This is a genomic window from Streptomyces sp. NBC_00513 (assembly GCF_041431415.1).
Classification (GTDB): domain Bacteria; phylum Actinomycetota; class Actinomycetes; order Streptomycetales; family Streptomycetaceae; genus Streptomyces.
On record NZ_CP107845.1, the window covers coordinates 7,295,226 to 7,314,079 of the forward strand.

The window sequence follows — 18,854 nt, forward strand, 5'->3', positions numbered from 1 at the left end:
GAGAACACCATGCCTTTCATCAAGGTCACCGAGGGCGACCCGGCCCCCGTCGAGCTGTACTACGAGGACCACGGCCGGGGACGGCCCGTCGTCCTGATCCACGGATGGCCGCTGAACGGGGCGTCCTGGGAACGGCAGACCGCCGCCCTGCTCGCCGCGGGCCACCGCGTCGTCACCTACGACCGGCGCGGCTTCGGCCGCTCCGACCAGCCCTGCGACGGCTACGAGTACGACACTTTCGCCGCCGACCTGAACGCGGTCCTCACCTCGCTCGACCTGCGCGACGCGGTTCTCGTCGGCTTCTCGATGGGCAGCGGCGAGGTGACCCGCTACCTCGGCACGTACGGCTCGGAGCGCATCGCCAAGGCCGTCATGATCGGGGTCGTCCCGCCCTTCCTGCTGAAGACCGAGGACAACCCCGGCGGAGTCGACGCCGGCGTCTTCCGGGGCATCGAGGAGGCCATCAGGGCCGACCGCTTCGCGTTCCTGACCGCCTTCCTCGCCGACTTCTACAACGTGGACGTGTTGGGTGGCGAGCGGATCAGTGAGGAAGCCGTGCGGGCGAGTTGGAACGTGGCCGCCGGCGCCTCCGCCAAGGGCACCCTCGACTGCGTCCGGGCCTGGCTGACCGACTTCCGCGCCGACCTGCCCCGCATCGACGTCCCCACCCTGATCATCCACGGCGACGCCGACCGGACCCTGCCCATCGAGGCCACCGCGATCCCGCTGTCGAAGGAGATCGCCGGCGCCGAACTGCACGTCGTCGAGGGCGGCCCGCACGGGCTCACCTGGACCCACGCCGACGAGGTCAACGCCGCACTGCTCGCCTTCATCGGCTGACCGGACCCGACCCCCGAACCGCGCACGGGGACACCGCCGACCCCTCTCGTGCGGCGTCCCCGTGCGCACCTCCCGCCGCCGCACCCACCCCGCGCCCGCAGCGCCCACCCGGTCGGGCCAATCACGCCACACGCCGGGCGGTCTCCCGGCCCGGAGCGGTCGCCGGTGTGATCCTGAACGCCGCGATCACCCCGGCCGCCCCCTGCCACGCCCCGCCCCCGACCCTCCGAAGGAGCACCGTCATGACCAACCGTCAGCCCGTACTGGAAACCGCCGCGCAGGCCTTCGCCAACGCCACCGCGCAGCCGCCGTACCTCTACCAGATCCCGCCCGCCGACGGCCGCAAGGCCGTGGACGACGTACAGAACGGCGAAGGCGTCTCGCTGCCCGCCGTCGACGAGGAGTGGATCACCGTCCAGGGCGGCCCCACCGGGGAGGTCCGCACCCGGATCGTCCGCCCCCGGGGCCTCACCGGCCCCCTGCCCGTCATCCTCTACATCCACGGGGCCGGCTGGGTCTTCGGCAACGCGCACACCCACGACCGACTGGTCCGCGAACTCGCCGTCGGCGCCGGCGCGGCCGTCGTCTTCCCCGAGTACGACCTCTCGCCCGAGGCGCGCTACCCCGTCGCCATCGAGCAGAACTACGCCGTCGCCCGGTGGATCGGCCGCGAAGGACGGGACAAGGACCTCGACGGCACGCGCCTCGCCGTCGCCGGCGACTCGGTCGGCGGCAACATGAGCGCCGCCCTCACCCTCATGGCCAAGGAACGCGGCGACGTCACCGTCGTCCACCAGGTGCTCTTCTACCCGGTCACCGACGCCGCCTTCGACACCGAGTCGTACGAGCAGTTCGCCACCGGCTACTTCCTGCGCCGCGAGGCGATGCAGTGGTTCTGGGACCAGTACACGACCGACGAGTCCGACCGTGCCCGGATCACCGCCTCGCCGCTGCGCGCCTCCCTCGACGAACTCACCGGACTGCCTCCCGCCCTGATCATCACCGCCGAGGCCGACGTCCTGCGCGACGAGGGCGAGGCGTACGCGGCCAAGCTGCGCTCCGCCGGCGTGCCGGTCACCGCCCTGCGCGTCCAGGGCACGATCCACGACTTCGTCATGCTGAACGCGCTCCGGGAGACCCGGGCCGCGGAACTCGCCATCGGTCTCGCCGTCGACACCCTGCGCGAGGCCCTCGCGTGACGGCCGGCATGCCCGTCGGAGGCATATCCCCGGCCCCCGACGGGCGGCTACCGGCCGCCGACCTGATCGTGCGCAACGCCAAGGTGTTCACCGGGGACCCGGACCGGCCGGCGGCCCGCGGTGTCGCGATCCGCGACGGCCGGATCGTGGGCATCGGCGACGACCACGAGCTCGGGCGCCTGGTGGGCCCGGCGACCAGGGTGATCGACGCCCTGGGGCGCCGGGTCGTCCCCGGTCTGAACGACTCGCACCTGCACGTCATCCGGGGCGGCCTCAACTACGTGCTGGAGCTGCGCTGGGACGGCGTGCGTTCCCTGCGCCACGCCCTGGCCATGCTCCGCGAACAGGCCGGCCGGACCCCCAAGGGGCAGTGGATCCGGGTCGTCGGCGGCTGGACCGCGGAGCAGTTCGTCGAACGTCGGATGCCGACCGTGGCCGAGTTGAACGCCGCCGCGCCCGACACTCCGGTGTTCGTGCTCCACCTCTACCAGTCGGCCCTGATGAACCGCGCCGCGGTGCGGGCCGCCGGATTCGACCGCGACACCCCCGACCCGCGCGGCGGACAGATCGTGCGCGGCAGGGACGGCGAGCCGAACGGCGTGCTCCTGGCGGCGCCGAGCGCGCTCGTCCTGTACTCCACCCTCGCCAAGGCGCCCACCCTGGACGAGGCCGACAAGCGCACCTCCACCCGACACTTCCTGCGGGAACTGAACCGCTTCGGCCTGACCTCGGCGGTGGACGCGGCCGGCGGCTTCCAGAACTTCCCCGACAACTACGCCACCGTCACCGACCTGGCCCGCACGGGAGAGCTGACCCTGCGGATCGCCTACCACCTGTTCCCGCAGACGGCCGGCCAGGAGATCGCCGACCTGACCCGTTGGACCGAGACGGTCAGTCCCGAGGACGGCGACGAGTGGCTCCGCCTGAACGGCGCGGGCGAGAACCTGACCTGGGCTGCCGCCGACTTCGAGAACTTCTCCGAACCGCGACCCGAACTCGCCGCCGGCTACGAGAGCGAGTTCGAGACGGCGGTGCGGCTCCTTCTGGAGAAGGGTTGGGGCTTTCGCCTGCACGCCACCTACGACGAGACGATCCGCCGCGACCTGGCCGTCTTCGAGAAGCTCGCCGCCGAAGGACTGTTCCCGGGAGCCGGCCGCTGGCTCTTCGACCACGCCGAAACGGTCTCCGACGACAGCCTGGACCGCATCGCCGCGCTCGGCGGCGCCCTGTCCGTCCAGAACCGGATGTCGTTCCAGGGCGCCGCCTTCCTGGACCGGTACGGGCACGAGGCCACCTCCCGCACACCGCCGGTCCGCGCGATGCTGGACCGCGGCCTGACCGTCGCCGCGGGGACGGACGCCACGCGCGTGTCCTCGTACAACCCGTGGGTCTCGCTGCACTGGCTGGTGACGGGCCGGACCGTCGGCGGTACGTCGCTCTACCCGGCCGGGAACCTCGTCGACCGGGAGACGGCGCTGGTCCTCTACACCCGCGGCGGTGCCCGACTCACCGGCGAGGACGACGTGAAGGGCGTCCTGAAGGAGGGCTTCCTCGGCGACCTCGCCATCCTGACGCAGGACTACCTGACCGTCCCCGAGGACGCGATCCCCGACATCGAGTCCGTCCTCACGGTCGTCGGCGGTCGGATCGTCCACGCCACGGCCGAGTACGAGGGCCTCGACGAGCCGGTCCCGCCGGTCAGCCCGCACTGGAGCCCGGTGGCCCACTTCGGCGGCTACCAGGCCCGGCCGGCGTACGGGGCGGGCGGGGCCGGCGGTGTCCGGCAGGCCGACGCGATGGCGGAGGTCGCGGCGGAGTCCGAACACCACCGGCTCTGGCGTGTCGCGCGGGGCGAGGCGCCCGACGCGGCGCCGCCCGTCGCCGACCCCTGCTTCACGCACTGACGGCCCCGCACACGCCCGGCTTCACGCTGAACGGTCCCACGCACCGAACGGTCCCACGCACCGAACGGCTTCACGCACCGAACAAGGGAACCCACCACATGAGTACCGCCTCCGTCCCCGGCGAGGCCGGGGACACCGAACCGGCGCCGCCCGGCCGCCGGTTCGAACCGGACCTCAGGGCGATGACGCGGATCAACCTGCGGCCGATCGCCTCGCCCATGCCGCTCGGCTTCTTCACCGTGGCCATCGCCTCCGTGATGACCGGCTGTCTCCAACTCGGCGTCTTCGAGGCCGGGGACCGGCGTGCCGTGGCCCTAAGCGTGCTGCCCGCGTTCGCGCTGCAACTCGTGGTGAGCGTCCTCGCCTTCGGGGCCCGGGACGTGATCGCGGCCACGCTCATGGGAACCTTCGCGGGCAGTTGGCTCGCGTACGCCCTGGTCGTCGGTACCGGAGCCGCCGGCGGGCACCGGGTGCTCGGGGTGTTCAACCTCGCGTTCCTGTGCTTCGGGGCGCTGATGGCGGCCGTGACCCGGCCCAAACGGGCCCTGTGGCTGGTTCTGGTGGTGTCCCTGCCCCGCTGGGCGGCCACCGGACTGGCCGGGCTGACCGGGGCCGACTGGATCGGGTACACGGCGGGCGCCCTCGGCATCGCGGTGGCGCTGGTCGCCACGTACGCGGCCTTCGCGTTGATGCTGGAGGACATGCGCAGTGAGGAGGTCCTCCCCATCGGCCGCAGCGGGCCCGCCCACACGGCCGTCGAGGGCGACCTCGCGGTCCAGCTCCGGAATCTCGAACGGCAGGCGGGTGTGCGGCGCACGCTCTGAACGGCCGTGCCGGTGCGATGTCGCAGGTCACCGGGGTGCGGCGGGCTTCGACCCCGCACGGCCGGGCCCGCCGGCCCGCTGGGGAGACCGCGTCAGGCGGGACCCCTTGAAAGATCAAACTGGTGTCGGGTTAGCATATGAGCGCCGCCTAGCTCGAAAGATAAACCTGTGACTGTCAATGACGACTCGTTCACCAACTGGAAAAACCGCGAGGAGATCGCGGAATCGATGATCCCGATCATCGGGAAGCTGCATCGCGAGCGGGACGTCACCGTCCTGCTGCACAGCCGCTCCTTGGTGAACAAGTCGGTGGTCAGCATCCTGAAGACCCACCGATTCGCCCGTCAGATCGCCGGCGAGGAGCTCTCGGTCACCGAGACCCTGCCGTTCCTGGAGGCGCTCACCCCGCTCGACCTCGGTCCGTCCCAGATCGACATCGGGATGCTCGCCGCGACCTACAAGAGCGACACCCGAGGCCTCTCGGTGGGCGAGTTCACGGCCGAGGCCGTGTCCGGCGCCACCGGCGACAACAAGATCGAGTCCCGCGAGTCGCGTGACGTCGTCCTGTACGGCTTCGGCCGCATCGGCCGCCTCGTCGCCCGCCTGCTGATCGAGAAGGCCGGTTCCGGCAACGGTCTGCGCCTGCGCGCCATCGTCGTCCGCCAGGGCGGCGACCAGGACATCGTCAAGCGCGCCTCGCTGCTGCGCCGCGACTCCATCCACGGTCAGTTCCAGGGCACGATCACCGTCGACGAGGCGAACAGCAAGATCATCGCCAACGGCAACGAGATCAAGGTGATCTACGCCGGGGACCCGTCGGAGATCGACTACACGGCGTACGGCATCAAGGACGCCATCCTCATCGACAACACCGGCAAGTGGCGCGACCGCGAGGGCCTCTCCAAGCACCTGCGCCCCGGCATCGACAAGGTCGTCCTGACCGCTCCGGGCAAGGGCGACGTCCCGAACATCGTCCACGGCGTCAACCACGACATGATCAAGCCGGACGAGCAGATCCTGTCCTGCGCCTCCTGCACCACCAACGCGATCGTCCCGCCGCTCAAGGCGATGGCGGACGAGTACGGCGTCCTGCGCGGCCACGTGGAGACCGTCCACTCGTTCACCAACGACCAGAACCTGCTGGACAACTACCACCCGGCCGACCGTCGAGGCCGCTCCGCGCCGCTCAACATGGTCATCACCGAGACCGGCGCCGCCTCCGCCGTCGCCAAGGCGCTGCCCGAACTCAAGGCGCCGATCACCGGCAGCTCGATCCGCGTCCCGGTGCCGGACGTGTCGATCGCGATCCTCAGCCTGCGGCTCGGTCGCGAGACCACCCGCGAGGACGTCCTCGACTACCTGCGGAACGTGTCGCTGACCTCGCCGCTCAAGCGGCAGATCGACTTCACCACCGCCCCCGACGCGGTGTCGAGCGACTTCATCGGCTCGCGCCACGCCTCGATCGTCGACGCGGGTGCCACCAAGGTCGACGGTGACAACGCGATCCTCTACCTCTGGTACGACAACGAGTTCGGCTACTCCTGCCAGGTCATCCGCGTCGTCCAGCACGTCTCCGGGGTGGAGTACCCGACCTTCCCGGCCCCGGCGGTCTGATCCCGCCGCACGACCGACCCGGTGTCCCGCCCGACGGGGCGGCGGCGGGCCGGCGACCGATGCCGACGGCATCCGGTCCCGGCCCCACCGCCGCCCCGTCGGCGTGTGCGGGCCCGGCGGTCGTGGCCCCTCCCGCCCCGTGCGTCCTTACCGTGCCGTGAAGCCTCCCGCTTCCCGCGCGCATCAGCCGGGCGCCGCTGGGAAGGACAACCTCATGAGCGTTTCCACCCCGCCTCCCGGCCCGCACCGTCCGACCGCCCACTCCCGGACGGTCCGCCGTCTCCCGGCCCGGATCACGGCGGTCGGGGCAGCCGCCGTCCTGTGCCTGGTGGCGTCCACCACCGGCGCCCGGGCGATCGTCCACGGGAAGGACTCCACCGAGGCGTATCCGTTCATGGCATCGATCCCGATGACGCTGGACGAGGGCCCCGCCTCCCTCGGCGGAGTCTGTGGAGGCGCGCTGATCGCCCCCCAGTGGGTGGTGACGGCCGCACACTGCGCCCAGGACGTCGGGGCGACCCACCCGACCGGGACGGTGCGGATCGGCAGCGCCGCACGGCATTCGGGCGGCACGGTCGCCAAGATCGTCCAGAAGGTGGTCCACCCGGGGTACGACGGCCTGGGCGAGGAGCGTTCGACCAACGACATCGCCCTGCTGAAGCTCGACCGCCCCGTCCGGCAGAAGCCCGTCGCCATGGCCGACCACGCGCCGAAGGTGGGCGCGTCCACCCGGGTCATCGGCTTCGGAACCGTCGTCGACGCCCTGGACCCCGCACACTGGGTGTTCCCCGAGCGCCTCCAGGAACTCGACACCCGCAGCATCGCCACCGGCGAGTGCGCCGAGATCAACGGGAAGAGCGAGCTGTGCACTGCCGCCCGCACCCCCCGGGCGATGGCCTGCTCCGGCGACTCCGGAGGTCCGCAGATCCAGCGCCTCGCCGGCCGCTGGCAGCTCGTCGGCGCCACCTCCGGCGACGGCGACCACGCCGCCGACCCGCACTGCGCCGGCGGCCCCGGGATCTGGACCTCCGTGCCCGCGCACAAGGGCTGGATCACCAAGACCATCGCGGCGCACCACTGAGCACACCCGGGGCGCCGGTCCGCTGTTCCCTCAGGGAACGATCAGGGTCTTGCCGCGGGCCTCGCCCCGGTGCATCGCGTCGATCGCTGCCGGAGCCTCGGCGAGGGGGCGGACGCCGTGGATGGCCGGCGTCAGTTCACCCGCCTCGACGTGCCGCCCGAGGACGTCCAGGTCGGCCCGGCGCTCCGCGGCCATGAACGGCTTGAGGGTGTGCCGCACGAACGGGTTCAGCAGCGCCGCGCGCAGCACCCGGGCCATCGTGCCGATCCAGCGACCACCCCCTTCGCCACCGACGAGGACGAGCGTCCCCCGAGGGGTCAAGGCCCGTCTCAGGTGCGAGAGGGCGCGGTTGCCTGCGGTGTCGAGTATGAGGTCATAGGTGCGGACGCCGTCGGCGAACTCCTCGCGGGTGTAGTCGACGACCTCGTCCGCGCCGAGCGAGCGCACCAGCTCCGTCTTCGAGGTGCTGCACACGCCGGTGACGTGCGCGCCGTACGCCTTGGCCAGCTGTACCGCGTACGTGCCCACCCCGCCCGCCGCGCCGATGACCAGGACCCGCTGTCCCGGTCGGACGCGGCCCGCGTCGCGCAGGGCCTGGAGCGCGGTGAGGCCCGAGACGGGGAGGGCCGCCGCGTGCTCCGGGGGAATGCCCGCGGGCACGGCGGCGATCTTGTCCTGTCGGGCGGTCGCGTACTCGGCGAACGAACCCTCGCAGATGCCGAACACCTCGTCCCCCACCCGGAAGTCGGTGACCCCCTCGCCGACGGCCTCGATCCGCCCCGCGACCTCCCGGCCCCGCACGGGCACCTTGGGTCTGCGCAGCCCGTATCCCATGAGGCGGACCAGATGGGGCCGGCCGGTCATGAGGTGCCAGACCCCGGCGTCCAGGGCGGCGGCCCGGACCGCGATCAGCACCTCGCCGCCGCCCGGGGTGGGCGTTTCGACGTCCCGGAGCTCCAGTACCTCGCTGGAGCCGTACATGTCCTGTGTGATCGCCTTCACGGCGCCGTCCCTTCCTCGTGCGTGTGCTGCTCGTCGTACTGCTCGTCCGTGTACTGAAAGACCTGCTCGAGCGGGACGGCGAAGACGCGGGCGATCCGGAACGCCGTTTCGAGGGAGGGCGAGTAGCGGCCCTTCTCGATCGCGATGACGGTCTGCCGGGTCACGCCGATGCGTTCCGCCAGCTCCGCCTGGGTCATCTCCGCGTGCTCGAAGCGCAGGGTCCGGATCCGGTTCGTGATGCCGGTCGCCTTCACCACGACTGGAACCCCCACCGGTAGGCGGCGAGCTTCACGGTGGAACCGAGCAGCGCCGACAGGACGAACCCCAGGTAGATCACGTTGGAGATCCAGAAGTGGTCCGCCTCGGCCATCGACAGGGCCAGTGCGGCCACGGCGCCGATGACGAGGAAGGACTGTCCGGCGAGATCGCCGAGGCGGCCGATCTCCTTGTCCCGCTGATCCTTCGCGTCGGCCTCGCGGGGCGAGGCCAGTGCGACCGCGATGTTCAGGGCGATGGCGGCGACGATCGCGCCGCCGACCGTCCACAGCAGCGGGGCCGCGTACGCGACCTCCGCGAGCGGCACGCCGCCGCCGGACCGCCCCAGCACGACGGCCAGGTAGACGGCGTACCCGGCGACGGCCACCACCGCCGCGATCCATGCGCGCTTCTCCTCGAAGGCCACGTCCGAACCCACTCCCGTGTAAAACAACTTTGACACGAGGAATGTAAAGTCATTCGTACACGGTGTCAATAATTCCTTACATGCCTCCTCGGGTGGCCTCGAACGGGCCGCCCGGGCCGAAGGCCAGCTCGCCGAAGCGCTCACCGATGCGGCGGTGTCCCGCGGGGTCCGGGTGCAGATCGTCGGGCAGGGGCAGTTCCGCGAAGTCGGCCTCGCCGTACAGGGCGCGACCGTCGAGGTGGTGCAGGTGCGGGTCCCCGGCCGCCCTCCGCGCGGTGATGCGGGACAACTCCTCGCGGATGACGGTCAGCGTCAGCCGGCCCGCGGCCACGTCCGCGGGGTCGCCCGTCGCGCGAAAGCGGAGCCGCTGCCCGTCGAACTCCGGCGCGAGGGGGCCCGGGGTGTTCTCCTGGAGGGGGCAGAGCACGGGGGAGACCACCAGCAGGGGCGTGTTCGGGTGGCCCTCGCGGATGGTGTCGAGGAAGCCGTGGACCGCCGGGGTGAAGGCGCGCAGCCGCATCAGGTCGGTGTTCACCAGGTTGATGCCGATCTTGACGCTGATCAGGTCCGCGGGCGTGTCGCGCATGACGCGCGCGACGAACGGGTCGAGCAGGGCGTTGCCGCCGAAGCCCAGGTTGATCAGCTCCACCCCGCCCCGGGCGGCGGCCAGCGCGGGCCAGGTCGAGCGGGGACGCTCGGCGTTGGAACCGTGGCTGATCGAACTGCCGTGGTGCAACCACACGCGGCGGCCGTCGGCGGGCGCCGCCTCCACCGGCGCGTCGGTGCGCAGGGCGATCAACTCGGTCGTCTCCGTGTGCGGCAGCCAGATCTCGACGTCCTTCATCACGTCGGGCAGTCCGGTGAACCGTGCGACGCCGGGCGGACCCGCGGTGGTGACCGCGGTCCCCGCGGCCATGTCGACGGTGTGGACGTTCCCGCCGGTCACGCTCGCCCGACCGGCGAGCTCCCCGTCCACGAGCAGGTCGTACACGCCGGCGGGCCGGGGCGGAGCGCCCTGGTAGGCCATCCGGGTGGGGACCGTCTCCAGCTCGACGGTGGTGGCGCGGGTGCGGAAGACGACCCGCACGCCGGAGGTCTGGGCCTCGGCCATGGCCAGGCCCGGATCGGGGAACTGCTCGCGGACCCAGGCGGGCAGCCGGTGCGGCAGGATGCCCCGGGCGGTGTGTTCCAAGTCGATGGCGCCGCGCACGAAGGCGGGCTCGACGGGGGTGGTGATCCAATCGGTCATGTCGGGTCCTCGGGTGTGGTCAGGCACGGGCTCGGTGAACGTCCACGCACCGCCGCGATCGTGACGGCACGTGACATCCAGCGTGCAACACCGTGCGCACCCGTACCCGCACCGGTCCCGGTTCCGAGGCCCGAGGCTCAGCCGCAGGGCCGGCGGGGCGGTGTCAGGCCGCGAGGCCCGCCAGTACCGAGACGCCCGGGAGTTCGGCGAGCGCCCACCCCGGCAGGATCAGCTTGCCGCGCCGTCGGCCGCTGCCGACGAGAACGTACGGGGCCTCGACCACGGCCGCGTCGATCAGCAGCGACCACGCCGCGGGCAACCCGAGCGGGGTGATCCCCCCGTACTCCATGCCGGTCTCCTCGACGGCGGTGTCCATGGGGGCGAACGACACCTTCCGCGCCGAAAGGTGCTTGCGCACCGCGGTGTTGACGTCCACCCGGGTGTCGGCGAGGGCGAGGCAGGCGGCCAGGGTGGTCTCCCCGCCGCGCTTCGCGGCGACGACCACGCAGTTCGCGGACGCGTCGAGGGGGACGGAGTACGCCTCGCAGAACGCGGCGGTGTCGGCCTTCGCGGGGTCGGTGTCCACGTACAGCACGGACCGTGCCGCCTCCCGCGATGCCCACCCCCTGAGGGCGTCGGCGACCGGCTGCGCGAGCCGGTCGGACACGTCCAGGGCGGGCTGGACGGTGGTGAAGTCTCCGAAGGGGGCGCGCACCTGATCGTTCATGGGCGGACTGTAGCGAACCGTGCCCTCGGAGGACGGCGCCGGCCCCCGCGCGCAGACGTGCCGCCGGCCACCCGGCGGGGTCACGGAACGCGCGCGGTCCACTCCTCGGAGCCGAACTTGTCGGCGGCCAACTCCCGTGCCCGCGCCATCTCCTCGGGCGTGACCGAGCCCTCCGACAGCCCGTACCGGTCCCGGAAGGACTCGATCATGCGCCGGATCACCGCGTCCCGCGGCAGCCCGGTCTGGCGGCGCAGCGGGTCCACCCGCTTCTTCGCGCTCTTCGTCCCCAACACCCAGTCGTCGAGGTAGGCGTAGCTGTCGGCGAACGACAGCCCCCGCACCAGCGCGTCCGGCACGCTCAGGGAGTACGTGATGGTGTTGCCCGGCTCGATGAACATGGCGCCGCCGCCGCTGATCCGGCGCACCACCGTCATCCCGTGCTCTTCCAACGCCCGCGCGTCCAGCTCGTTGCGCAGCGACTGGAAGCTTCGGCGGACTCGACGTCCAGGTCCACGACGACGAGCTTGCCACCCGGCACCTTTACTCACCGTGCACCGGTGTGCCTCCCCTTGCTGTCCGTCCGCTGTCCGCCCGCAGTTGCGTCGACGGCCGGCATGGCCGCGAACACCGTCAAACCGTATCGCGATCCTCACCTGCGTCGTTCGGGCGCTCCGGGCGGTCGAGGTGCTCCATGCGCGCCAGGCGTTCCAGCCGCGAGCGGGTCTCCTCGTCCAGTGGTACGTACGTCAACAGGCGCGGCCCCGCCGTGGGCCCCAACCACAGATTGGTCTGCTCGACGTGCAGCAGTCCCACGTGCGGGTTGCGGATGTACTTGGACTTGCCGGCCAGGCCGACCACCTCGTGCCGTGCCCAGATCTCCCGGAACTCCGCCGAGGCCGCGTCCAACCGGGCGAGCAGCGTCTTCCAGGCCGGCTCGGTCAGGTGCTCCGCCATCGACGCCCGGAACTTGGCCGCCATCACCCGGTTCACGTCGGGCACGTCGACCATGGCAGCCCGCCATTGCGGATCGGTGAACGCCAGCCACATGCAGTTCCGGTCCTCGGGCGGCAGGCTGTCCAGGTCGCACAGCAGCCGCCCGTAGGTGGAGTTGTACGCGAGGATGTCGTACCGACTGTTCTGCACGCACGCGGGGATCGGCCCCAACTGGTCGAGCATCGCCCTCAGCGCCGGCGTCACGCTCGGGCAGGGGGTGTTCGGCGCCGGGTCGAGGCTGCCGGCCAGCGAGAACAGGTGAGCGCGCTCGGTGGGGTCCAACAGCAGGGCGCGCGCGACGGCGTCCAGCACCTGCGGGGACACCTGGATCTCCCGGGCCTGCTCCAGCCACGTGTACCAGGTGACGCCCACCGCCGACAGCTGGGCCACCTCCTCGCGACGCAGCCCGGGGGTGCGCCGGCGGCGCCCCGGCGGCAGCCCCACCTGCTCGGGCGTGATCCGCTCCCGCCGGCTGCGCAGGAACTCGGCCAGCTCGTGCCGGCGGACGTCGCTCTCGGGGGCCACAGTGGTCATGAGTCCAGGGTGCCTCACGGCTCAGACGGTTGCCAGGTACTGCTGGTACCAGGATAAGGAGACTCTGGTACCCGGCTCCGAGGAGGAGGATCGTCATGGACGTGAGTGAGACAACGGTACGCACGACCCATCCGACGCGGGCCCCCACGGCCACCGCCCCCTCGGCCACCGGCCGCACGGCCACCGGCCGCACGGCCACCGCCCCCACGGCCACCGGCCGCACGGACCCCGCGCCCCGGGGCGCCGCGGGCATCACCCCGCTCGGCCTGTTCACGGTCCTCCTCGGAGCCGCCCTGCCCCTGATCGACTTCTTCATCGTCAACGTGGCACTGCCCACCATCGACCGCGACCTGGCCGCGGGCCCCGCGCTGCTGGAACTGATCGTCGCCGGCTACGGGGTCACGTACGCCGTCCTGCTGGTCCTCGGCGGTCGGCTCGGCGACATGGCGGGCCGGCGCCGGCTCTTCCTGATCGGCATGGCCGCCTTCGGGCTCACCTCGCTCGCCTGCGGCCTCGCCCCCACGGCCTGGACCCTCGTCGCGGCGCGCGTGGCCCAGGGAGTCGCAGCCGCGCTGATGCTCCCGCAGGTGCTCGCCACCATCCAGGCCACCACCCAGGGCGCCCACCGGGCCCGCGCGATGAGTCTGTACGGGGCCACGGCCGGGCTGTCCATGGTCGCCGGGCAGATCCTCGGCGGAGTCCTCGTCGCCGCCGACATCGCCGGCACCGGCTGGCGCTCGGTCTTCCTCGTGAACATCCCCGTGGTGATCGTCGGCCTGATTCTGGCGGCCCGCGCCGTCCCGGAGACCCGCTCCGAACGCCCCGCCTCGGTCGACGTGCCGGGAACCCTGCTGCTGGCGCTGGCCTTGGTGTCCCTGCTGCTGCCGCTGACCGAGGGGCGGGCGGCCGGCTGGCCGCTGTGGACCTGGCTCTCGCTGGCGACCTTCCCCTTCGCCGCCACCGCCTTCTACCTGACGGAACGGCGCGCCGACCGACTCGGCCGGAGCCCCCTCGTACCGCCGAGCCTGCTGCGCCTGGACTCGCTGCGGCGCGGACTGGTGATGCTGGTGCCGTTCTCCATCGGCTTCAGCGGCTTCATGTTCGTGATCGCGGTCGTCCTCCAACAGGCCCTGCACATGGGCCCCGTGGCGGCCGGACTGACCCTGGTGCCGATGGCGCTGGCCTTCTTCGCCGCGTCCCTCGCCGGCCCCCGACTCGTCGGACGGTACGGCACCCGGGTGGTCACGGCGGGCGGCCTGCTCCAGGCGGTCGGCGTCTGCCTGATGCTCCTCGCGGTGCGACGGGACTGGCCCGATCTCGGAATACTCGCCCTGGCTCCCGGCGTTGCCGTCGCCGGGCTCGGTCAGGGCCTGCAACTCCCGGTGCTGATGCGGCTGATGCTCTCCGACGTACCGGCCGACCGGGCCGGCGTGGGCGGCGGCGTCATGGTCACCACCCAGCAGTCCGCCCTCGCCCTCGGTGTCGCGACCGTCGGCAGTCTCTTCCTCGCCCTGGCCGCGTCGAGGGGCATGCGGGACGCCCTGGTCGTGACCCTGATCGTCCAGTTGGGCCTGATCGCGCTGACGGCCCTGCTCAGCCTGCGCCTGCCGCGCGTCATGCGGTGAGCCGGCGGCGGATCGTGCGAGGTCGGCCCAAGGTGCCCGATCGAGGCCCGGGGGCCGCCCGTTGGGCCCGGGGCGCCGGCGGGGTCTGAGGTAGGGGGCCGTGTCGAACCTTGGATAGGGTGCCGTTCGAGAACGGTGTTCGGTACGGGGGGACGTGAAGTGATGAGCGGTCAGGATCCGCGCACGGGCCGTGAAGTGCAGGTGTTCCAGCCGCTGGGTGGGGACGACCCGACGACGATCGCCGGATACCGCCTGGCCGCCAGGCTGGGTGCGGGCGGCATGGGCAAGGTGTACCTGTCGTACACCCCCGGAGGTCGGCCCGTCGCGATCAAGGTGATCCGTCCGGAGTTCGGCGAGGACCCCGAGTTCCGGCGCAGGTTCGCCCAGGAAGTCCGTTCCGCGCAACGGGTGCAGGGCCTGTTCACCGCCCCCGTCATCGACGCCGACACCGACGGCCCCCACCCCTGGTTGGCGACCGCCTATGTGCCCGGGCCCTCCCTCGCCGACGCCGTCGTCGCCCACGGAGCCCTGCCCGTCGAGGCGGTGCTGCTGCTGATCGCCGGCATGGCCGAGGCCCTGCACGTCATCCACGGCGCCGGCATCGTGCACCGCGACCTCAAGCCCTCCAACGTCCTGCTGGCGGCCGACGGCCCCCGGGTCATCGACTTCGGCATCGCCCACGCCGCCGACGCGACCTCGCTCACCGGCAGCGGGGTGGCCATCGGCACGCCCTCCTTCATGGCTCCCGAGCAGGCAGCCGGCGGCAAGGTCACCCCGGCCACCGACATCTTCGCCCTCGGGCAGGTCGCGGCGTACGCGGCGACGGGCACCCCGGCCTTCGGCGAGGGAACCTCGCACGGAGTCCTGTACCGGATCGTCCACCAGGAGCCCGACCTCGGCGCGGTCCCGGCCCCGCTGATCGAGTTGGTCACCCGCTGCCTGTCCAAGGACCCCGCGGCCAGGCCCACGGTCACCGAGGTCATCGCGCTCTGTCAGTCCGCCAACCCGGAAACGGTGCTCCGTCGGTCCGAGGACTGGCTGCCGAGCCCGGTGAGCGCCGACATCACCGCCCGCACGGCGGCCCCCGCCCCGCCCCGGACCCCGCCGCCGCCCACCTCCGCCCCGGTCGGCGCGCATCCGCCGACCGCCCCGGCCGGCCCGCCGGCCTCGCCCGCCGGGTTCCCGCCCGCGCAGCAGGCGACCCCGCCTCCCGGCTACGGTCCGGCGCCCGCGTACCGGCCCGCGCCGCAGTACCTCCCGCCGCCCGGCCACGCGTATCCGGGCCCGCAGGGTCGGGGAGAACCCCGGCCGGCCCCGGGCGGCGGCGGCAGACGGGCCGTGCTGCTCGCCCTGGCCGCGGTCGTCGTGTTCGCGCTGGCGGGCGCCGGCACGGCGTACGCCCTGTTGGCCGACCGGGACCGGGAGACGACGGCCGGAGACGGGCCGGACCCCTCGGGCGCCGCCGCCGGCGCGGGCGGATCCGCCCCGTCCGGTTCGGCGAAGGCACCCGCCCCCAAGGCGTCCGCCAAGCCCGACCCGACGCCCGTCGACCACAAGAACGTCAACCTCGTGTCCGGCTACAACCTGACGCTCGGCGATGAACAAATGCGACCGCATGAGGGAAGCGACAGCGCCGCTGACCTCGTCTACCAGGCTGGAAGGCTGTACGCGGAGGGCGAGGGGGGCAAACTCGTCCTGCTCGACCCCGGCCAGGAAGGGTCCCTCGCCGCCTGCCGTCAGGAGACCCGCTTCGCCGACTCCGTCTATCTGACCGACCTCTCCAAAGGGCGACAGATCTGCGTCTTCGGCGGCTCCGGCGACATCGGACTCCTGACGATCCGGGGCTTCTCCGGAACCGACTCGCCCAGCCGGTACGTGACGCTGGACCTGACCGTCTGGCGCGGGGCCGCCGCGCCCCACGCCGGCGGCTGAACACCCCGCGCGGGGCGGGTGGTCTCAGCGCGGGGCCGCGCTCCGTACGACGAGCGCGTACGGGGCGCCCGGCGGGCCCGCCGGCAGGCGCAGGGGGCGGGCTCCCGGGGTGATCGAGCCCAGGACACGGGGGCCGGTCGCGCCCGTGCACGGCGGGGCGTTGCCCGGCAGGCCGTGCAGGGTGAGGTACCCGAGGACCGCGAACGCGTACGCCTCCTTCGCCGCCGCGGGCAATCCCAACTCCTCGGAGGTCCGCAGCACGCCGGCGCCCAACTCCTCGCGCAGCATGCCCATGAGGGTCGGATTGCGGACGCCCCCTCCCGAGGCGAAGACCTCCCTCGCCCCGAACGGTCGCAGCGCGTCGGCCACGGTCCGGGCCGTCAGCCGGGTCAGCGTGGCGATCACGTCCGGCTCGGGCAGCCGTTCGAACCCCGCGGGCCGGGTGCCCGCGTAGCCGGCGTGGAACAACTCCTTGCCCGTGGTCTTCGGCGGGGGCAGACGGTAGTAGGGCTCCGCCAACAGCCGCTCCAGCAAGCCCTCGTGTACCCGCCCGGCCGCGGCGAGGGCGCCGTCCTCGTCGTACGCGAGGTGCCCGGAGGTCAGTTCGCGCACCGCCGCGTCCATCAGCGCGTTGCCGGGGCCGGTGTCGAACGCCACCGGGTCGCCGGTCGGCGTCGAGACCGTCACGTTCGCGATCCCGCCGATGTTCAGGGCCGCGGACACACCGGGCCGCCCCCGCAGCAGCATCAGGTCGATCAGGCTCACCAGCGGGGCGCCCTGGCCCCCGGCGGCGACGTCGCGCGGCCGGAATCCCGACACCACCGGACAGCCCGTCTCCTCCGCGATCCAGGCGGGCTCGCCGAGCTGGAGCGTGCCGTGCACCCGCCCGTCGGCCACCCAGTGGTACACGGTCTGGCCGTGTGAGGCGATCAACTCCGCCGCACCGGAGCAGAGTTCACGGTCGGCGCGGGCGGCCAGCCGGGCGAAGGTCCGCCCGATGCCGGTGTCGAGCCGACAGACCTCGGCCAGGCTCGTGCCCGACGGCGGCAGGGCCGCCGCGAGCGCCGCCCGCAGATCGGCCGGATACGGTTCGCCGATCATGCCCAGCGGTGTGAGGCGCAGCTCCCCGGCCTCGTCACCGCGCCCCCGTTCGAGGTCGCAGGCGGCGGCGTCGACGGCGTCGTACGAGGTGCCCGACATCAGGCCGATCACTCTCATCGCAGGGGCTCCCGATGGTCGTCGCCGCGCAGGGTCAGCAGAGCCGCGCAGCTCAGGGCGCAGACGCCGGCGGCGTAGTAGGCGGGGACGGCCGTGTTCCCCGTCCGGGCGGTCAGGGCGGTGATGACCAGACCCGCGCAGCCGGAGAACACGGCATTGGCCAGGGCGTACGCCAACCCGAGCCCGGTGCAGCGCACCCGGCGCGGGAACATCTCGGCGAGCATCGCCGGCCCCGGGCCCGCCATCAGCCCGATCAGCGCCCCCGCGAACAGCAGGGCCGCCGCCTTCACCCCTGGCGCGGCCCCGGGTGACTGGAGGACCCGCAGGACGGGGAGGGCGAACACGACGACACCCAGCGCCCCCGCGAGCATGACCGGGCGCCGGCCGATCCGGTCGCTGAGCATCCCGGCGGGAAGAATCGAGGCGGCGAAGCCCAGGTTGGCGAGGACGGCGGCCGGCAGGGCCTCACGGAAGGAGACGCCCAGGGCGGACTGGAGGTGGGACGGCAGGACCACGAGGAAGGTGTACCCGGCCGCCGACCAGCCCATGATCCGCCCGACACCGAGGACGACGGCGCGCGCCTGCTCGCCCCTTCGCCGCGGCTCGGGGGCGGCGGTTCCTCTCGGAGCCCCGTCCGGGGAAGACCCGGGGGGCTCCTCCAGCGCGGTACGCAACCACAGCGCGACGACACCGAGCGGCAGGGCCAGCAGGAACGGGACCCGCCAGCCCCACGCGTACAGCGCGGACGGGGACAGCACCGCGGCCAGGCCGGCGGCCGTGCCGGCGCCGGCGAGCAGACCCAGAGCGACGGTGAACGACTGCCACGCGCCGTGGAGACCGCGACGGCCCACCGGGGCGGACTCCGTCATCAGGGCCACCGCCCCGCCGAACTCCCCGCCCGCGGAGATCCCTTGCAGCACCCGCAGGAACGTGAGGAGCCAGGGCGCTGCGGCCCCGACGGTGGCCTGCGTGGGCAGCAGCCCGATCAGGGTGGTGGCGAGCGTCATCAGGCCGACGACCAGGATCAGGGTGGGGCGCCGTCCCAGACGGTCCCCCAGCCGCCCGAAGAGGAGTGCCCCCACCGGGCGGAAGAAGAACGCGAGCGCGAAGGAGGCGTACGTCGCCATCAGCGCCGCGGCCCCGCCCGTCCCCGGCCCGGCCCCGGCACCCGTGGCCGGGGCGAAGAAGTTGGCGGCGATGACGGTGGCGAAGGCGCCGTACACGCCGAACTCGTACCACTCGACGAGATTGCCGACCGAACCGGCGAGCAGCGCGCGGCGGGCGGTGGAGCGCGGGGGCGGAGCCGGCCGCAGGTCGGTCGAGGTCACCCGTGCTGCGTGCCCCTCGGGCGCCGCCCCGACGCCTCGCGGTACCCCGGTTCAACCGATCGGCCGCGCGGCGCGGCGACCGCGTCGACCGGGAGGTCCGTG

The 18,854-nt window shown here is 72.8% G+C and carries 16 protein-coding genes and 1 pseudogene; 8 read left to right on the forward strand and 9 right to left on the reverse strand.

What is annotated here, in order from left to right; genetic code table 11:
• Window positions 1–9 precede the first annotated feature (9 nt).
• The 6 genes from OHA84_RS32815 (at window position 10) to OHA84_RS32840 (ending at window position 7,462) form a co-directional block, all read left to right on the forward strand.
• Window positions 10–840, forward strand: coding sequence for an alpha/beta fold hydrolase (locus tag OHA84_RS32815; protein WP_266968313.1), 831 nt, complete (start codon window positions 10–12; stop codon window positions 838–840).
• Between the two features lie 242 nt (window positions 841–1,082).
• On the forward strand, window positions 1,083–2,039 hold the full coding sequence (locus OHA84_RS32820; protein WP_266952939.1) for an alpha/beta hydrolase: 957 nt from the start codon (window positions 1,083–1,085) through the stop codon (window positions 2,037–2,039).
• An 8-nt stretch (window positions 2,040–2,047) separates the two neighbouring features.
• Window positions 2,048–3,943: an amidohydrolase gene (locus OHA84_RS32825; RefSeq protein ID WP_266953062.1), complete on the forward strand. Its 1,896-nt coding sequence runs from the start codon at window positions 2,048–2,050 to the stop codon at window positions 3,941–3,943.
• Window positions 3,944–4,041: 98 nt separating this feature from the next.
• Window positions 4,042–4,767: a GPR1/FUN34/YaaH family transporter gene (locus OHA84_RS32830; protein ID WP_266952941.1), complete on the forward strand. Its 726-nt coding sequence runs from the start codon at window positions 4,042–4,044 to the stop codon at window positions 4,765–4,767.
• Window positions 4,768–4,935: 168 nt separating this feature from the next.
• On the forward strand, window positions 4,936–6,381 hold the full coding sequence (locus tag OHA84_RS32835; protein ID WP_266952943.1) for a glyceraldehyde-3-phosphate dehydrogenase: 1,446 nt from the start codon (window positions 4,936–4,938) through the stop codon (window positions 6,379–6,381).
• Window positions 6,382–6,595: 214 nt separating this feature from the next.
• A complete protein-coding gene (locus OHA84_RS32840) occupies window positions 6,596–7,462 on the forward strand; it encodes a trypsin-like serine protease (protein ID WP_266968312.1) in 867 nt (288 codons plus the stop codon).
• Window positions 7,463–7,492: 30 nt separating this feature from the next.
• On the opposite strand, the gene OHA84_RS32845 is transcribed toward OHA84_RS32840, so the two are convergent.
• The 7 genes and pseudogenes from OHA84_RS32845 to OHA84_RS32875 form a co-directional block, all read right to left on the reverse strand.
• Window positions 7,493–8,464 (reverse strand): NAD(P)-dependent alcohol dehydrogenase, encoded by a 972-nt coding sequence (locus tag OHA84_RS32845; RefSeq protein ID WP_266952947.1) that lies wholly within the window; start codon window positions 8,462–8,464, stop codon window positions 7,493–7,495.
• Window positions 8,461–8,721 carry a helix-turn-helix transcriptional regulator gene (locus OHA84_RS32850; RefSeq protein WP_266952949.1) on the reverse strand — a complete coding sequence of 87 codons (261 nt, stop codon included), beginning with the start codon at window positions 8,719–8,721 and terminating at the stop codon, window positions 8,461–8,463. The genes OHA84_RS32845 and OHA84_RS32850 overlap by 4 nt, the downstream gene beginning before the upstream one ends.
• A complete protein-coding gene (locus OHA84_RS32855; protein ID WP_266952951.1) occupies window positions 8,715–9,182 on the reverse strand; it encodes a hypothetical protein in 468 nt (155 codons plus the stop codon). The genes OHA84_RS32850 and OHA84_RS32855 overlap by 7 nt, the downstream gene beginning before the upstream one ends.
• Window positions 9,183–9,222: 40 nt before the next feature.
• Window positions 9,223–10,395, reverse strand: a complete 1,173-nt coding sequence (locus OHA84_RS32860) for a GDSL-type esterase/lipase family protein (RefSeq protein WP_266952953.1) — start codon at window positions 10,393–10,395, stop codon at window positions 9,223–9,225.
• A 163-nt stretch (window positions 10,396–10,558) separates the two neighbouring features.
• Window positions 10,559–11,122, reverse strand: a complete 564-nt coding sequence (locus tag OHA84_RS32865) for a YbaK/EbsC family protein (RefSeq protein WP_266952955.1) — start codon at window positions 11,120–11,122, stop codon at window positions 10,559–10,561.
• 80 nt (window positions 11,123–11,202) lie between these two features.
• Window positions 11,203–11,610 (reverse strand): annotated as a pseudogene (locus OHA84_RS32870) (biotin/lipoate A/B protein ligase family protein); the annotation flags it as partial.
• 142 nt (window positions 11,611–11,752) lie between these two features.
• Entirely contained in the window at window positions 11,753–12,649 is an 897-nt protein-coding gene (locus OHA84_RS32875) for a helix-turn-helix transcriptional regulator (RefSeq protein WP_266952957.1), read from the reverse strand.
• 95 nt (window positions 12,650–12,744) lie between these two features.
• Here OHA84_RS32875 and OHA84_RS32880 point away from each other — a divergent pair, with 95 nt between their 5' ends.
• Together OHA84_RS32880 and OHA84_RS32885 are read left to right on the forward strand one after the other, a co-directional pair.
• Window positions 12,745–14,274 carry an MFS transporter gene (locus OHA84_RS32880; protein ID WP_266968311.1) on the forward strand — a complete coding sequence of 510 codons (1,530 nt, stop codon included), beginning with the start codon at window positions 12,745–12,747 and terminating at the stop codon, window positions 14,272–14,274.
• A gap of 162 nt (window positions 14,275–14,436) precedes the next feature.
• The gene (locus OHA84_RS32885) at window positions 14,437–16,206 is read left to right on the forward strand and encodes a serine/threonine-protein kinase (protein ID WP_266968310.1); all 1,770 of its coding nucleotides are present in this window, start codon (window positions 14,437–14,439) and stop codon (window positions 16,204–16,206) included.
• Window positions 16,207–16,230: 24 nt separating this feature from the next.
• On the opposite strand, the gene OHA84_RS32890 is transcribed toward OHA84_RS32885, so the two are convergent.
• Entirely contained in the window at window positions 16,231–17,424 is a 1,194-nt protein-coding gene (locus OHA84_RS32890) for an anhydro-N-acetylmuramic acid kinase (RefSeq protein ID WP_266952963.1), read from the reverse strand.
• The gene (locus tag OHA84_RS32895; protein ID WP_266952965.1) at window positions 17,421–18,752 is read right to left on the reverse strand and encodes an MFS transporter; all 1,332 of its coding nucleotides are present in this window, start codon (window positions 18,750–18,752) and stop codon (window positions 17,421–17,423) included. Before OHA84_RS32895 ends, OHA84_RS32890 begins: the two co-directional genes overlap by 4 nt.
• Window positions 18,753–18,854 lie beyond the last annotated feature (102 nt).

Excerpts from the sequence above, each read along its gene's own strand:
- OHA84_RS32815 (WP_266968313.1), top strand. The coding sequence starts at position 10 with ATGCCTTTCATCAAGGTCACCGAGGGCGACCCGGCCCCCGTCGAGCTG.
- OHA84_RS32820 (WP_266952939.1), top strand. The coding sequence starts at position 1,083 with ATGACCAACCGTCAGCCCGTACTGGAAACCGCCGCGCAGGCCTTCGCC.
- OHA84_RS32825 (WP_266953062.1), top strand. The coding sequence starts at position 2,048 with ATGCCCGTCGGAGGCATATCCCCGGCCCCCGACGGGCGGCTACCGGCC.
- OHA84_RS32830 (WP_266952941.1), top strand. The coding sequence starts at position 4,042 with ATGAGTACCGCCTCCGTCCCCGGCGAGGCCGGGGACACCGAACCGGCG.
- OHA84_RS32840 (WP_266968312.1), top strand. The coding sequence starts at position 6,596 with ATGAGCGTTTCCACCCCGCCTCCCGGCCCGCACCGTCCGACCGCCCAC.
- OHA84_RS32860 (WP_266952953.1), bottom strand. The coding sequence starts at position 10,395 with ATGACCGATTGGATCACCACCCCCGTCGAGCCCGCCTTCGTGCGCGGC.
- OHA84_RS32865 (WP_266952955.1), bottom strand. The coding sequence starts at position 11,122 with ATGAACGATCAGGTGCGCGCCCCCTTCGGAGACTTCACCACCGTCCAG.
- OHA84_RS32875 (WP_266952957.1), bottom strand. The coding sequence starts at position 12,649 with ATGACCACTGTGGCCCCCGAGAGCGACGTCCGCCGGCACGAGCTGGCC.
- OHA84_RS32880 (WP_266968311.1), top strand. The coding sequence starts at position 12,745 with ATGGACGTGAGTGAGACAACGGTACGCACGACCCATCCGACGCGGGCC.
- OHA84_RS32885 (WP_266968310.1), top strand. The coding sequence starts at position 14,437 with ATGAGCGGTCAGGATCCGCGCACGGGCCGTGAAGTGCAGGTGTTCCAG.
- OHA84_RS32890 (WP_266952963.1), bottom strand. The coding sequence starts at position 17,424 with ATGAGAGTGATCGGCCTGATGTCGGGCACCTCGTACGACGCCGTCGAC.